At 72.2% G+C, this 14473-nt stretch carries 11 protein-coding genes; 4 read left to right on the top strand and 7 right to left on the bottom strand.

Going from position 1 to position 14473, the window contains the following annotated elements; genetic code table 11:
• Positions 1-2 precede the first annotated feature (2 nt).
• From ACZ4VF_RS05330 to ACZ4VF_RS05350, 5 genes are read right to left on the bottom strand one after another with little or no spacing between them, the layout of a single operon-like run.
• On the bottom strand, positions 3-998 hold the full coding sequence (locus tag ACZ4VF_RS05330; RefSeq protein WP_467923284.1) for a carbohydrate kinase family protein: 996 nt from the start codon (positions 996-998) through the stop codon (positions 3-5).
• 1 nt (position 999) lies between these two features.
• Complete coding sequence (gene metK / locus ACZ4VF_RS05335) at positions 1000-2223, bottom strand: methionine adenosyltransferase (RefSeq protein WP_467923285.1); 1224 nt, start codon at positions 2221-2223, stop codon at positions 1000-1002.
• A complete protein-coding gene (asnB, locus tag ACZ4VF_RS05340) occupies positions 2220-4055 on the bottom strand; it encodes an asparagine synthase (glutamine-hydrolyzing) (protein ID WP_467923286.1) in 1836 nt (611 codons plus the stop codon). Before asnB ends, metK begins: the two co-directional genes overlap by 4 nt.
• A gap of 13 nt (positions 4056-4068) precedes the next feature.
• Positions 4069-5502, bottom strand: coding sequence for a phenylacetate--CoA ligase family protein (locus ACZ4VF_RS05345; RefSeq protein ID WP_467923287.1), 1434 nt, complete (start codon positions 5500-5502; stop codon positions 4069-4071).
• Positions 5486-7126, bottom strand: coding sequence for an HAL/PAL/TAL family ammonia-lyase (locus tag ACZ4VF_RS05350; RefSeq protein ID WP_467923288.1), 1641 nt, complete (start codon positions 7124-7126; stop codon positions 5486-5488). Before ACZ4VF_RS05350 ends, ACZ4VF_RS05345 begins: the two co-directional genes overlap by 17 nt.
• A 285-nt stretch (positions 7127-7411) precedes the next feature.
• Between ACZ4VF_RS05350 and ACZ4VF_RS05355 the strand changes: the two genes are divergently transcribed.
• From ACZ4VF_RS05355 to ACZ4VF_RS05370, 4 genes are all read left to right on the top strand, one after another.
• Positions 7412-8122 (top strand): helix-turn-helix transcriptional regulator, encoded by a 711-nt coding sequence (locus ACZ4VF_RS05355; protein ID WP_467923289.1) that lies wholly within the window; start codon positions 7412-7414, stop codon positions 8120-8122.
• A 235-nt stretch (positions 8123-8357) separates the two neighbouring features.
• Positions 8358-9551: an acyltransferase family protein gene (locus ACZ4VF_RS05360; protein WP_467923290.1), complete on the top strand. Its 1194-nt coding sequence runs from the start codon at positions 8358-8360 to the stop codon at positions 9549-9551.
• 37 nt (positions 9552-9588) lie between these two features.
• Positions 9589-10791, top strand: coding sequence for a cytochrome P450 (locus tag ACZ4VF_RS05365; protein WP_467923291.1), 1203 nt, complete (start codon positions 9589-9591; stop codon positions 10789-10791).
• Between the two features lie 210 nt (positions 10792-11001).
• Positions 11002-11499 (top strand): MarR family winged helix-turn-helix transcriptional regulator, encoded by a 498-nt coding sequence (locus tag ACZ4VF_RS05370; protein ID WP_356154602.1) that lies wholly within the window; start codon positions 11002-11004, stop codon positions 11497-11499.
• Between the two features lie 308 nt (positions 11500-11807).
• On the opposite strand, the gene ACZ4VF_RS05375 is transcribed toward ACZ4VF_RS05370, so the two are convergent.
• Complete coding sequence (locus ACZ4VF_RS05375) at positions 11808-12788, bottom strand: LLM class F420-dependent oxidoreductase (protein ID WP_467923292.1); 981 nt, start codon at positions 12786-12788, stop codon at positions 11808-11810.
• 98 nt (positions 12789-12886) lie between these two features.
• On the bottom strand, positions 12887-14410 hold the full coding sequence (locus tag ACZ4VF_RS05380; protein WP_467923293.1) for an IucA/IucC family protein: 1524 nt from the start codon (positions 14408-14410) through the stop codon (positions 12887-12889).
• Between the last annotated feature and the right edge of the window lie 63 nt (positions 14411-14473).

The raw sequence follows: 14473 nt of genomic DNA on the forward strand, positions 1-14473 counted from the left end.
GGTCACGAGTCCCCACCGCCCCCGGCGCCGAGGAACCCGGCCAGCTCCCGCTGTGCCTCGGGCCCGTAGGCGGCGCCGCACCGCGCGGCCAGGTCCCGCGGGTCCAGCCGGTACTCCTGGGCACCGACCGCCTCCAGCACGCTCGCGGCCACGGCGGAGCCCAGCTGGGCCGCCCTGGCCGGGCCGAGTCCCCAGCCGAGTGCCGCGAGGAACCCGGCGCGGAAGCCGTCGCCCACGCCGGTGGGGTCGCGCTGGTCGGTCACCGGCACCGCCGCGATCTCGGTGCCGGGCTCGCCCCGGCGCTGGATCCGGCAGCCCTTGCCGCCCAGGGTCGTGACCCAGGTGCCGACCCGTTCGAGGACGTCCTCCGGCTGCCAGCCGGTCTTGCGGAGCAGCAGACCGCTTTCGTACCCGTTGGTGAAGAGGTGGTCCGCACCGGTCACCAGCTCCCTGATCGCCTCGCCGGGCAGCCGTGCGAGCTGCTGGGACGGGTCGGCGGCGAAGGGCAGCCCGGCCCGGCGGCAGTCCTCGGTGTGCCGGAGCATCGCCTCGGGGTCGTTCGCCCCGATCAGCACCAGGTCCAGGCCGCCGACACGGTCGGCGACGGCGCCGATGTCGATCGTCGCCGCCTCGCTCATCGCGCCGGCGTAGAACGAGGCGATCTGGTTGCCGTCCTCGTCGGTGGTGCACTGGAACCGTGCGGTGTGCCGGGTCCGGGAGCGGTGGACCACGCCGGTGTCGACGCCGTGCCGGGTGAGCCACGCGTCGTACTCCTCGAAGTCCTGGCCGACGGCGCCGACGAGCACCGGCCGCAGGCCGAGCTGTCCGAGGCCGAAGGCGATGTTCGAGGCGACGCCGCCGCGGCGGATGTGCAGCTCGTCCACCAGGAAGGAGAGCGACACGTGGTCGAGCTGCTCCGCCACGAGCTGTTCGCTGAACCGGCCGGGGAAGTGCATCAGGTGATCGGTGGCGATGGAGCCGGTGACCGCTATCCGCACCTCACACCCCCGCTGCCTTGCGGAGGGCCGTCACGCGGTCGGTGCGCTCCCAGGTGAAGTCGGGGTGGGTCCGCCCGAAGTGGCCGTAGGCCGCGGTCCGGGAGTAGATCGGGCGGAGCAGGCTCAGGTCGCGGATGATCGCGGCCGGGCGGAGGTCGAAGACCTCGTCGATCGCCTTCTCGATCCTCTCCGGGTCGACCGTGTGGGTGCCGAAGGTCTCCACGAACAGGCCCACCGGCTCCGCCTTGCCGATCGCGTACGCCACCTGCACCTCGCAGCGCGAGGCGAGACCGGCGGCGACGACGTTCTTCGCGACCCAGCGCATCGCGTACGCGGCCGAACGGTCGACCTTGGACGGGTCCTTGCCGGAGAAGGCACCGCCGCCGTGGCGGGCCATGCCGCCGTAGGTGTCGATGATGATCTTGCGGCCGGTCAGGCCGGCGTCGCCCATCGGGCCGCCGATCTCGAAACGGCCGGTCGGGTTCACCAGCAGCCGGTAGCCCTCGGTCTCCAGCTTGATGCCCTCGTCCAGCAGCGCCTTCAGCTCCGGCTCCACCACGAACGTACGGACGTCCGGGATCAGCATCTCGTCGAGGTCGACGTCGGAGGCGTGCTGGGAGGAGACGACCACCGTGTCGAGGCGGACGGCCTTGTCGCCGTCGTACTCGATGGTGACCTGCGTCTTCCCGTCCGGGCGCAGGTAGGGGATGGTGCCGTTCTTGCGGACCTCGGAGAGCCGCTTGGACAGCCGGTGCGCCAGGAAGATCGGCAGCGGCATCAGGGTCGGCGTCTCGTCGGACGCGTAACCGAACATCAGGCCCTGGTCGCCCGCGCCCTGCTTGTCGAGTTCGTCCGCTTCCCCGCCCGCGGCGGCGCCCTCCACCCGGGCCTCGTACGCCGCGTCGACACCCTGCGCGATGTCAGGGGACTGCGCGCCGATCGACACCGACACACCGCAGGACACGCCGTCGAAGCCCTTCTTCGAGGAGTCGTAACCGATGGCCAGGATCGTGTCGCGGACGAGGGCCGGGATGTCCGCGTAGGCCTTGGTCGTCACCTCGCCGGCCACGTGCACCTGACCGGTGGTGATCAGCGTCTCCACGGCGACCCGGGAGGCCGGGTCCTGCCGCAGCAGCGCGTCGAGAATCGTGTCGCTGATCTGGTCGGCGATCTTGTCGGGATGTCCCTCGGTCACGGACTCCGAGGTGAACAGACGGCGAGTCACAGCACCACCCTGACCTGGTAGTCACGAAGCCAGCTGTCGAGTTGCAGCGCGCGGGGCAGGATGGGCGGCGGCGTGAAGTTGCCGTTGAACCAGTCCTTGTTGTCGACCATGGCGCGCAGGGTCGTGGCGTCCAGCAGCTCCATGGCCGGTGACCCCGAGTCGCCGATCATGTCGGAGACCGCGGCCCGGACGGAGTCCAGGTACGCGGAGCCCTTGCCGACGGGGAAACCGCTCTTGGGCCGGTGCACCACCTCGGCGGGCAGCAGGTCCTCGACCGCGCTGCGCAGCAGGCCCTTCTCCTGGTCGCCCAGCCGCTTGACCTGCCAGGGCACGTTCCACACGTAGTCGACCAGCCGGTGGTCGCAGAACGGCACCCGGACCTCCAGGCCGTTGGCCATGCTCATCCGGTCCTTGCGGTCGAGCAGGAACGGCAGGAACCGGGTGAGCTGCAGGTAGTAGACCTCCCGCATCCGCCGGTCCGTACCGGTCTCGCCCTCCAGCCGGGGCACCTCGCTCAGCGCCTCCCGATAGCGGGCGTCGAGGCGGGCGTGCAGGTCGAGGTGGGGCCGCAGCTGCGCCGACAGGACGGCGTTGCGGTCCTGGACGCCGGCCGACCAGGGGAAGTTGTCGGTCGGCTGCTTCGTCTCGGACAGGAACCAGGGGTAACCGCCGAACGCGTCGTCCGCCCCCTCGCCGGACAGGGCGACGGTGAGGTGCCCCCGTACCTCGCGGAAGAGCAGGTAGAGCGACACGTCCAGGTCGCCGACGCCGGGGACGTCCCGGGCCCGCAGGGTGGTCCGGGACTCCTCCAGCAGCGCGGCCGGCTCCACCAGGACCTCGGTGTGCTTGGTGCCCAGGTGGCCGACGACCGCCTGGACGAACGGGGCGTCGCGGGAGTCGTGCAGCGCGTCCGCGGAGAACTCCTCCTCGCTGCCGGCGAAGTCGACCGAGTACGTGGCGAGCGGGTCCAGGCCCGCCGCCGACAGGGCGCCGGCGCCGAGCGCCGTGATGGCACTGGAGTCGATGCCGCCGGAGAGCAGGGCGCCCAGCGGCACATCGGCGTGGACCTGCTCGGTGACCGCCCGGCCGAGCAGCTCGCGGACCCGGGCGACCGTGGTGGGGACGTCGTCCTCGTGCGGGGCGCTCCGCACCTGCCAGTACCGCTGCTCGTGGGCGCCGCGGCGGTCGCAGCGGACGATGTGGCCGGGCTTCACCTCCCGCATGGTGCGGAACACGGCGTCCCCGGGGCGTCTGGCCGCCACCGTGAAGACGTCCACCAGTCCCTCGGCGTCCACCTCGGCGGCGACCTGGCCGCTGGCGAACAGCGCCTTCGGCTCGGACCCGAAGATCACTCCGGAGGGGTGTTCCGCGTAGAAGAGGGGCTTGACGCCCAGCGGGTCGCGGGCCAGCCACAGGGTCTCCCGGGCGATGTCCCACAGCGCGTACGCGAACATTCCGGCGAACCGGGTGACGGCCGTCTCGCCCCACTCGCGGTGGGCGGCCAGCAGCACCTCGGTGTCCGTGCCGGTGCGGAAGCGGTGCCCCCGCGCGGTGAGTTCGGTGCGCAGCTCACGGAAGTTGTGGATCTCGCCGCTGAAGGAGACCACCGCCAGCTCCCGGTCGTCGTCCGTGGCGTGGACGGCCATCGGCTGATGCCCGTGGTCCACGTCGATGACGGCGAGCCTGCGGTGTCCGAGCGCGAGGCGCGGTGCGCTCCACACTCCGGCCCCGTCCGGGCCGCGCAGGGCGAGCGTCTCCGCCATCCGGGAGACGACGGCCGCGTGACCGGTCATGTCGCGTTGCCAGTCGAGCCAGCCTGCTATGCCGCACATGTGCGTGGACTCCTCACTTCTCGGGCGTGGACGCGAGGTCGGCGAGGGTCGTCTCGACCACGCCCCGGATCGGATCGGGCAGCCGGTCCCGGTTGCGGGCGTCGTTGAGGTCGAGGACCCGCGACAGTTTCCAGCCGAGGTACTGGCCGAGCGAGGCGAGCGGCGGCAGCTTCTCCACCGGGCGCAGGGCCAGTTCGTAGCCGGGGAACAGGCCCTGGACCCGGTCCGCGGTCGCGCGCGTCCAGGCCTCGTCGACGGGTACGTCGGTGGTCGCCAGGCAGACGACGGCCTTGCCCTGGATGACCAGCATGTAGTTCAGGACCGTGGGACCGCTGTGCCGCTCCGGCCAGAGCGCGGCCTCGAAGTCGTTCTGCCGGATGCCGTTGCCCTCCAGGACGATCAGGTCCTGCGAACGTCCCAGGGTGCGCAGCAGCGGGGTCGCGACCCCGCACGGGCACGGTGTCCCGGGGATCTCCACGAGGTCGCCGGTGCGGTAGCGCAGCAGGGGCCGGCCCGGCATGTCGAGGGTGGTGACGACGAGTTCGCCGCGGTCGGGGCTGCCGTCCACGAACCGGGTCCCGGAGTCGTCGGTCAGTTCCAGGACGTAACTCTGCGTCTGGAGGTGCAGGTTGCCGCGTTCGCAGGTGACGGCGGTGGTGCCGGTCTCCGAGGAGCCGTAGGCGGCGACGTAGGCGGTGGCCCCGGTGAGCCGCTCCAGGTGGCGCACGAATCCGGGTCCGGTCTGCTCGGCCATCAGCAGCAGCTTGTCGAAGGCCGGCACCGGCTCGTCGTTGCGGTAGGCGAACTGGACCATCTCCAGCAGCCGCGACGGGGGCCCGACGAAGACGTTCACCCCGAGTTCCCGGGTGAGCCGGAGCACCCGGGTGTAGTCCCCGGTGATGTTGTCCACCCACGGCCGCAGGGACATCACCTGGAGGTACTCCAGGACCTTCTCGAACTGGTAGGCCGCCGGCGCGAAGGGGGCGTTGATCAGGATGAGGGCGCGGTCGGAACGCTCCAGGATCCTGCCCCACTGCTCGCCGATGTTGATCGTGTTCACGACCAGGTCGTCGAGGGCCTTCGGCGCGGCGACCGGGTTGCCGGTCGTGCCCGACGACTCGTAGTAGTGCAGGAACTCCGACAGCCCGCGGGTGAACGCCTTGTGCCCGCCGGTGCTCAGGCTCTGCTTGGGCAGGAACGGCAGCTGGGGCACGAGGTCCGCGACGACGGACTCCGGGGCGGCCGCCAGGGCCTTGTCGGCGAGTCCGGCGAGGGCGTCGCGCTCGTACAGGCCGGATTCCAGTGCGGCCTGCAGGGTGGCGGTGAACTTCCGGCCCAGCGCGCCGGGTTCGACCGTCCCCGCGTGGCTGTCGCGGACGAGGCCGGTGTGCTCACGGGCCGTGCCGAGGAGTGCCTCTTCCGTGGTGGTGTCACGCAGCAGCAGCATCGGTGTCCTTGTCGGATGAGTAGCCGGCCGCGCGGGCCAGGCTGCCGTCGAGAATCAACTCGCGGACGGTGGCGATGTCCCCTTCCATGCGCCGGTCGCCGTCGGTGAAGGGGACGTGGGAGCGGACGAGGGCGTGGACCCGGCGGACCGAGGGGGCGGCCTGCTCGGGGCCCCGCAGGTCGATGGCCTGGGCGGCGGCGAGCAGGGTGATCGCGGCCACCTGGCTCGTCAGCTCGTTCACGGTGCGCGCGTCGCGCGCCGCGATGGTGCCCATGCTCACCTTGTCCTGGTTGTGGGCTTCGGTGGAGCGGGAGAACACGCTGGCCGGAGCGGCGGTCTTGAGCGCCTCGGCGGTCACCGCGGAGGCGGCGATCTGCATGCCCTTGAAACCGTGGTGCAGTCCGGCCTCGGCGCTGAGCGAGGGCGGCACGAGGTTGGCGGGCAGTCCCCGGCTGAACTTCGGGTCCACGATGAGCGCGAGCTGCCGGTCCAGCAGGTCGGCCACACTGGCGGTGGCGGTCTTGAGGCTGTCCATGGCCTGGGCGACATGGCCGGCGTAGAAGTTGCCGCCGTGGTGCGCGCGTTCCTCGTCGACGGAGAAGAGCGGGTTGTCGGTGGAGGCGTTGATCTCGGTCGTGAGCCACTGGCGGACCCAGCCGAGGGTGTCGTGCAGTACACCGATGACGTGCGGGGCGCAGCGCACCGAGTAGTGGTCCTGGATGCGCTGTTCCAGCCGGCGGTAGTCGTCGAACAGCGGGTCCGTGGCGTCGAGGATCTCCTCGTACGTCGTGGCGAGGCCGGAGCCGGCGATCAGCCGGCTGACCCGCTCGGCCACGGCGACCTGGCCGGGGTGCGGTTTGGCCTCGTGCAGGAAGGCGGCGAAGTGCGAGGCGTTGCCCAGCAGGGCCTCGCTGACGAACGCGGTGACGATCTCGGCGCTGTGTGCGATCGAGGTGGCGTCATGGGCCGCGAGGACGGCGAACGCCGTGGTGAACGACGTGCCGTTGATGAGGGCCAGGCCCTCCTTGGCCTCCAGGGTGAGCGGCTGGATGTCCGCTTCCCGGTGGGCCTCGGAGGCCGGCAGCAGCCGTTTGCCGTAGTGGACGTCGCCTTCCCCGAGCAGCACGGAGGCGACGTAGCACAGCGGGACCAGGTCGCCGCTCGCGCCCAGCGACCCGCGTTCGGGTACGCGGGGCAGGACGTCGGCGTGCAGGTGGTCGAGGAGTCTGTCGATGACCACCGGCCGGATCCCGGAGTTTCCGCGGGCGAGCGCGTTGGCCCGGATGAGGAGGGTGGCGCGTACCACGTCGGCGGCGGTGTCCGGCCCGGTGCCGTTGAGGTGGTAGCGAATCAGATTCCGTTGCAGGTGCGCAGCGCGCTCGGGGCTGATCTGGTTGGTGACACTGTCTCCAAATCCCGTGGTGACACCGTAGATGGGCTTGCGGCCCTCGATCAGACGGTTCCGCAGGCGCACGCTTCGTTCCGTCGCGAGCTGGGCTTCCGGGCTCAGGGCGGCGGTGGCGGCCACCCCCTCCAACGGGGGCCGGGCCATGCGGACGACATCGTGCAGCGTGAGGGACCGGCCGTCGAGCAAGACCCTTTCGGCGTGGGTCGGGGCTGTCACAGGACCTTCTCCGGCGTAAATCGATTCGGCATACACCCAGCCTGTGTGATCGACCGTGCCCGGTGCTTCGGCCGACCGGCCAGTCTGAACCTCGACCGAAGACCAGGGAGATCGGAACCGGTCACAGTCTTTCGTTACAGCAGTATGTCTGGCCGAAAATGATTGAAAGCAAGATGGTTATGGGGATAGCATCGGCGCACCGTCGCCTGCTGGGTGAAGCTGCCCGCGCCATTCCGACCGCTGTCCGCCGGGAAGCGGCCCATTTGGTCATCAACAGGGGGTACTGTGATCGAGCGCGATACGAGTAACCGCAGCGTGACGGCCATTCACGTGGCCACCCCGAGAAGCCAGTCGATCCTCTCCGCCGGAATCGCGGCAGCCCTCCGGTCGACGCCGGGCATCCAACTCGTCGCGCGGCCGCCCGCCGGCCGGGAGCACTACGGTCCCAGGCCGCAGGCCGATGTCCTGCTGGTGGAGGACGTCGCCGCGTTATCGCCCAAGGAAGTCCTCCTGACCAGCGAGGAAGTCTCCGCCGGTGTCGGTGCGCAGCCGCCGCGGCGGCGGCCGGCCGGCGTCGTGCTGGTCATGCGCGACCCCCGCATCGAGCGCATCGTCGCCTATCTCCAGCTGGGTGTGCGCGCTTTCGTCTGTCACGACGCACCGCTGGACGATCTGGTGGGCGCCGTCCATTCGACCGCGCGGGACCAGGTTTTCCTGCCCCATGGCATCGCGGTCCGCATCATCGACGGCATACTGCCGCACCTCCCCTTCTTCACTCCCGGTACCGCCTCACCGCTGGAACGGCTCACCGCCCGGGAGAGGGAGGTCTTCTCCCATATGACCGCCGGCCGGTCCAATGCGGAGATCGCCGAGGCCTGCTGCCTCAGCCAGAAAACCGTCAAATTCCATGTATCCAATATCCTTCGGAAACTCGGGGTGAAGAATCGCCTCCAGGCCGTCACCCACGCACACCAGGCACTCGAATCGGCCGCCTGAGGCTTCCGTGACACCGTCGCCGGGACAACGGACAGGCTCCCGGCGGCACCTCACCGCCCCGCACGCGCAGCCCCTGCCCCCTCGTCCACGGAGGGCCCCGCTTCCGCGGTGACGGGCAGCCCGCGCCGCCGTACGCAGGCGGTCCCGCTCCGCCGTTCACAGGCGGCCCCGTTTCGCCTAAACTTCGATGTTTAGCGAACATGAGAATACTGGTCTTCTAGATCCGGAGTGTTACATGACCACGGATCCGCGTGGGCCGGCGAGCCTCTCCCGGCTCCCGTCCCTGACGGGCCTGCGCTTCGTCGCCGTTCTGTTCGTCTTCGCCTTCCACGCCTCGCTCGAAGCCCCGTTCACCGACGCCGGCTTCGGCCGGGGATACGCGAACGCCGTGGCCAACGCCGGCTGGCTGGGCGTGAGTTTCTTCTTCGTGCTCAGCGGTTTCGTCCTGACCTGGTCCGCCCGCCCCACGGACACGGCACGGGCCTTCTGGCGCCGACGGGCCGCCAAGATCTATCCGCTGCACGCCGTCACCTGGGCCGCCGCGCTGATCCTGCTGGCCACGGCCGGTACCGCGGCCACCTGGCGCCAGGCCGTCCCCAACCTGCTGCTGGTGCACACCTGGTTCCCCGACCGCTCGGTCTTCTCCAGCCTCAACGACGTCAGCTGGTCGCTGTCCTGCGAGGTCTTCTTCTACCTGCTGTTCCCGGTGCTGCTGCGGCTCGTGCGGCGCATCGAGCCCGGGCGGCTGTGGCGGTGGGCGGTGGTCACGGCGCTGCTCGTCCCGCTGCTCCCGCTGGTCTCGGAACTGCTGCCCGACTCCCCGGCCCTGCCGTTCGGCTCCGGCTCCGTGTGGCAGTTCTGGTTCGTGTACGTCCTTCCGGTCGGCCGCCTGCTGGAGTTCGGCTTCGGCATCCTGCTGGCCCGGATGGTGCTGGCGGGCCGGGCCGTCCCCGTGCGGGTGCTGCCGGCGGCCGTGCTGGTCCTCGCGGGCTACGCGCTCTCGCTGCAACTTCCGTTCCTGTACGGCCTCACCAGCGTGACCGTCGTACCCATCGGCCTGCTCATCGCGGCCGTCGCCCAGCGGGACGTGCGGGGCGCCGGTTCACCGCTCGCCCACCCCGTCGCCGTCCGGCTCGGCGAATGGTCCTTCGCCTTCTACCTCGTCCACCGGCTGCTGCTCCAGCACGGGCACCGGCTGCTCGGCACGGGCCGGACCTGGGAGACCTCCACGGCGCTCGGCCTGATGGCGATCGCCTTCGCCCTCTCCCTGCTGCTGTCCTGGGCCCTGCACGTGGCCGTCGAGCACCCCGCGATGCGCCTGTTCGGCCGGAAGCCGCCCGCGCCCGCGCCGGTACCGGCCATCGCCGTACCGCCGCTCACCGGCCCGCCCACGACCCCGGAAGCCACTTCGTCCACCCCCACGGCCTGACCGCCCGCCCACCGACCGCCCGAAGGGAACCCACGGCATGTCCGACGACACACTTCCGCAGTACCCGCTCCCGCTCGGCCCCCTCGGCGAGCCCCCGGAGGAATACTCCGAGCTGCGCGCCAAGTGCCCCGTGACCAAGGTGCGGCTGCCCAGCGGCGACACCGCCTGGATGGTCACCGGCTACGACGAGGTGTCGGCCGCGATGTCCGACCGCAGGCTGTCCCGGGCGGCACTGCGGGAGCCGGGGGCGGTCCGCACCGTCAGCGGTGAGGACTTCTCGGACAACCCCTACAACCTCCTCAACCAGGAGGGGCCGGACCACTCCCGGCTGCGCCGGCTCATCTCCCCCGCGTTCACCCCGCGCAAGGCGGAGCTGTGGCGGCCCCGGATCGAGCAGATCGCCAACGAGCTGATCGACCGGCTGGCCGAGGGGCCCCGCCCGGCCGACCTGCACCACGACTTCGCCGCCGTGCTGCCCGTCTGGGTCATCTGCGAGATGGTCGGCGCCCCCGTCGAGGACCGGGAGAAGCTCCAGCGGTGGACCGACCGGCTCGTGAGCATCACGGCGCACACACCGGAGGAGCGGCTGGCGGCACGCGAGGAGTCCGCCGCGTACGTCGCCGGCCTGGTCGCCAAGCACCGCGAGGAGCCGGGTGAGGACCTGCTCAGCACGCTGATCACGGCGCGGGACGCCGACGACCGGCTGAACGAGCGGGAGCTGGTCTGGCTCGGCATCAACCTGCTGGTGGCGGGCCACGACACCACGGTGAGCGCCATCTCGCGCGGCCTGTTCCAGCTGCTGCGCCACCAGGACCAGTGGCGGCTGCTCGCCGACGACCCCGGTCTGCTGCCGCAGGCGACGGAGGAACTCCTGCGCTACGCGCCCCCGTCCGAGATCGGCTTCATGCGGATCGCCACGGAGGACGTCGAACTGGCCGGCACCCGGGTGGCCAAGGGCGAGGGTGTCATCCCGGTGATGCACGCGGCGGGGCGCGACACCCGGCGGGTGTCCGACCCCGAGCGCCTCGACCTCACCCGCACCGACATCGCCCACCTGGCCTTCGGGCACGGCCACCACTACTGCCCGGGTGCGGGTGTCGCGCGCGTGGAGCTCCAGGCCGCGTTCGGCACCCTGGCCCGTCGGCTGCCGTCACTGCGCCTCGCCGTCCCCGCCGAGCAGGTGGAATGGGTGGGCGGCCTGCTGACGCTGCGCCCCAGGGCCCTTCCCGTGGAGTGGTGAGACCGGGCCACGGGCTCCGGACGGACCGGGGTGCGCGCGGGGGTGTTCCCACCCCGCGGGCGCCCCGGTCCGCCGCGTACCGCGACCGTGCGGACACCGCCGGCACGCGTGGAACATCCCGTAACTTGTTAGAGTTGAGTTCGATATATGTGGTAGTACAAACATTCTTGGCACCTCCTATGGCGAGGAAGTGCAGGGACGAGGAAGCCTATGACCACCAACCCGCCACGCACCCGGCGCACTTCGCCGAGCAGGGATGCCGAGGACACCAGCCGCCGGCGCTACTTCGCCACACTGGCCATGGACCGCCCGGACATCGCGATGTGCCGGGCCACCACCGTGGTGGCCCGGGCCGTCGACGCCGAACTGACCGGGTACAACGTCACCGCGGCCCAGCACCTGGTGCTGAAGATGCTCAGCGACGTGGGGCCCTGTTCGCAGCAGGAGCTGAGCGAGCAGTTGCGCATCGACCGCAGCGTGATGGTGGGCTGCATCGACGGCCTGGAGGACTCGGGCCTGGTGCGTCGCGAGCGGCATCCCAAGGACCGGCGTGCCAACGCGATCACCCTGACCGCGGAGGGGCTGGTCGCCCTGGCCGAGGTCGAGAGCGGGGTGCCGCGCCTGCTGGACCGCGCCTTCCAGGCCCTCACTCCCGCCGAGCGCAAGACACTGGCCCGCCTGGTCGCCAAGATCCTCGAGGTCAAGTAGGCGACGCCGAGCGGCTTCCGGGAGCACGAGACCGCCGGCCGCCCGGCCAGGGCACCGACGGTTCGGGCGGGGCGCCGTCGGGTCCGGCCGGACGCCGGCGGTTCGGACGGCACACCGGCAGGCCGGGCGGGGCGCCGGCGGTCCGGCCGAGGCGAGCGCTGAAACCGGAGCACCGGCCGGTCCTCCGAGTCACCGGCCGCCGCGGCCGGGACACCGGCCGCCCGGCCGAGAGGCCCGTCGACCCGACCCGTACCCCCCGGACCGGCCGAGGCACCGGCCGCCCCGCCCGGAACGCCGGCCGCCCCCGGTCAGGCCCCCGGCGCCAGGGCCTGGAGCGTGCGGATCATGCCCTCGGGGCCGGCGCCGGACTCCGGTGCCGGGATCACGGCGAGCAGCGGGGTGGTCACCCCGGCGTCCACGTAGCGCCGGATGTGCGCGCGGCACTCCTCCGGGTGGCCGTGGACGAGGAGTTCGTCCACGAGCCGGTCCGGGACGGCCGCCGCGGCCCCCCTGAAGTCGCCCGCCGCCCAGGCCCGGTGGGAGGCGGCCAGGACGTCGCCCCGGCCGAGCCAGTCGTGGAAGCCGGAATAGGTGCGGGCGTTGAGGATGGAGCCCAGCATGGCGCGCCCCTGGGCCCGGGCGTAGGCACGGTCGCGGGTGGGGCAGACGAAGAGCCGCGCGACGACCTCCTTGGTCTTGCCCTGCGGCCCCATCGCCTCGACCACCCGCGGAACGTCGTCCACGGTGAGGAAGTTGGTCACGAGCCCGTCGGTCTCCCGGCCGGCGAGGCGCAGCATCTGCGGGCCGAGCGCACCGATCATGACGGGCGGCGCGGGCCGCGGTACGGAGGCGAGGCGGAACCCCTCGATGGTGAACGAGTCGAAGTGCCCGGCCACGTACTCCCCGGCCAGCGCCGCCCTGAGGAAGCGCACGGTGTCGCGGACCTTGCGGTAGGGGTGCTCGAAGGGGATGCCGTTGATCCGGGTGACGAACGGGGGCCCGGACGACCCCACCCCGACGACGACCCGCCCCGGCGCCGCCTCCGCCAGCGTCGCCACCGTCATGGCCAGCAGCGCGGGGCCGCGCGTCTGCACGGGGACCACCCCGGTCCCGACCCGCAGGGAGGGTGCCCAGGCGGCGGCCAGCGCGAGCGGGGTGAACCCGTCGTAGCCGGCGGCCTCACCGGTCCACGCGTCCGTGTAGCCGAGGTCGGGGAGCCGCTCCAGGATGCGCCGGTGCCCGGACAGCGGAACGGTGTTGAAGGGGATCGTCACTCCGTAGCGGTCCAACGTCTCAGGCCCTTCAGTCCGATGCAGTTTTTGATTGTTCGCGAACCATCAAAATAGAAACCGCGCCGCGCCCGTGTCAATGCCGCCGGGCGGACGGTTCAGGCCCCGGCCAGCGGGTTCGGCAGAGGGAGGTAACGGGCGTCCGCGCCGTCCGCGCCGGTCCAGCGCAGCAGCAGGTTGGTCTTGCCGGGCAGGGTGGGCGCGCCGAGCAGCGCGGGGATCTCGGGCAGGTCGTGCCGGGCGAGTTCGCGGCGGGCGGCGGGCCACGGGTCGAGCCCGGGGTGGTGGTCGGCGAGGGCGCCGGCGATCTCGGTGAGGTGGTTGACGACCAGGCAGTACACCAGCCGCTCCCAGCCGGCGGCCCGGGTCACGTCCGGGAGCAGCTTGGTGCCCTCGGCGTCCCGGAACAGCGCCTGGACGGGCGTACCGGCCGCGTCCACCGCGACGAGGGTGTTCTGCAGATGGGCCTCCAGCACCACCCCGTGGGCGTCGAACGCGGTCAGGGCGGGCGGCACGACCTGCCGCAGATACGCCTCCCACCAGGCGGCCGGGTCGGTCGCGGCGGCCAGCGGGCTGCCCTCGAAACCCTCGGCGAGCCCCGCCGCGAGCAGCGGGGTGGCGCCCGGCAGCAGGTGGCCGCGCAGGCCGTCGCGGACCAGGACCGCCAGTTCCTCGAAGGCGAAGGCGGCGGTGCGGTAGCCCCGGTCGCTGAGCCAGGCCGCGGGCGGGCCCATCGCGGCGAAGGCGTCCGCGGCGGCCGTGTCGGTACGGCGGAGCCTGCGCAGGTCGTGACGCCAGAGCCGGCGGATGTCGTTGGTGATGCGGACGTCCAGGCTGAACTTCAGGAACAGGTCGCGGCGGGGCTCGTACACCGTGCGGACGGCGGCCGTCGGCCAGGTGTCGAACCCGGTCGTACCGAGCCGCAGCAGCCGGCCGTCGGCGAACGCGGGCGCGAGGTCGCGGGCGACGAGGTCGAGTTGCCAGGGGTGGGCGGGCAGCAGCCGGTAGCCGGGCGGGGCGGTGCCGAGGGCGTCCAGGGCCCGGGTGTCGCCCTCCTCGGCCACCTGGTCCTCGCGGACGCCGAGCAGCACCAGCGGGAAGCGGGCGTGCGCCTCGGGGGCGTACGGCAGCCAGGACGCGGCCGGGCCGCCGCCGCGGGCCTTGGGGGCCGGGTGGTGGGGGTGGCCGGTGAGCAGGGACTGCTCGGAGCGCACGTACGGGTCGTCGGGTGCGGTGGCGCGGGCGCGGGCGGTGAGCAGGGCGGCGATCGCCTCCCGGCTGTCGATCATCTCGGCGGGCAGGTCGCCGCCGGGCAGCCCGGTGTGCCGGCGCAGCTCCTCGGCGACCAGTTTCACCAGCTCCGGGTGGCCGATCCGGCGCCAGGCTCCGTCCGTGTACACCTCCGGGTCGGCGGGGCGCCGCCCGGCGCGCACCCGCAGCAGCCGGCCGTCCGGCAGCCGGTGGACGCGGCGGTCCCCGGTGTCCGGGAGCGGCTCGGCCACCTCCCGCAGCAGGCAGTTGAGCAGGGGTGCGGCCGCGTAGGCGTCGGCGCGGCGGCCGACCGCGCCGGTGGAAGGTGTGCGGCCGGCGCGGGTGGGGGGTGTGAGGTCCACGCGATCCATTCGTTCTTCGTCCAGGGGCCCGCGGTCTTCCCCGCGCACACCGGGTGCGCTCCGCGGGAGCCG

The sequence above is a fragment of the Streptomyces sp. NPDC029151 genome, assembly GCF_055564315.1.

Coding starts and splice junctions, on each gene's coding strand:
- asnB (WP_467923286.1), bottom strand. CDS start 4,055: ATGTGCGGCATAGCAGGCTGGCTCGACTGGCAACGCGACATGACCGGT.
- ACZ4VF_RS05345 (WP_467923287.1), bottom strand. CDS start 5,502: ATGCTGCTGCTGCGTGACACCACCACGGAAGAGGCACTCCTCGGCACG.
- ACZ4VF_RS05360 (WP_467923290.1), top strand. CDS start 8,358: ATGACCACGGATCCGCGTGGGCCGGCGAGCCTCTCCCGGCTCCCGTCC.
- ACZ4VF_RS05365 (WP_467923291.1), top strand. CDS start 9,589: ATGTCCGACGACACACTTCCGCAGTACCCGCTCCCGCTCGGCCCCCTC.
- ACZ4VF_RS05370 (WP_356154602.1), top strand. CDS start 11,002: ATGACCACCAACCCGCCACGCACCCGGCGCACTTCGCCGAGCAGGGAT.
- ACZ4VF_RS05380 (WP_467923293.1), bottom strand. CDS start 14,410: ATGGATCGCGTGGACCTCACACCCCCCACCCGCGCCGGCCGCACACCT.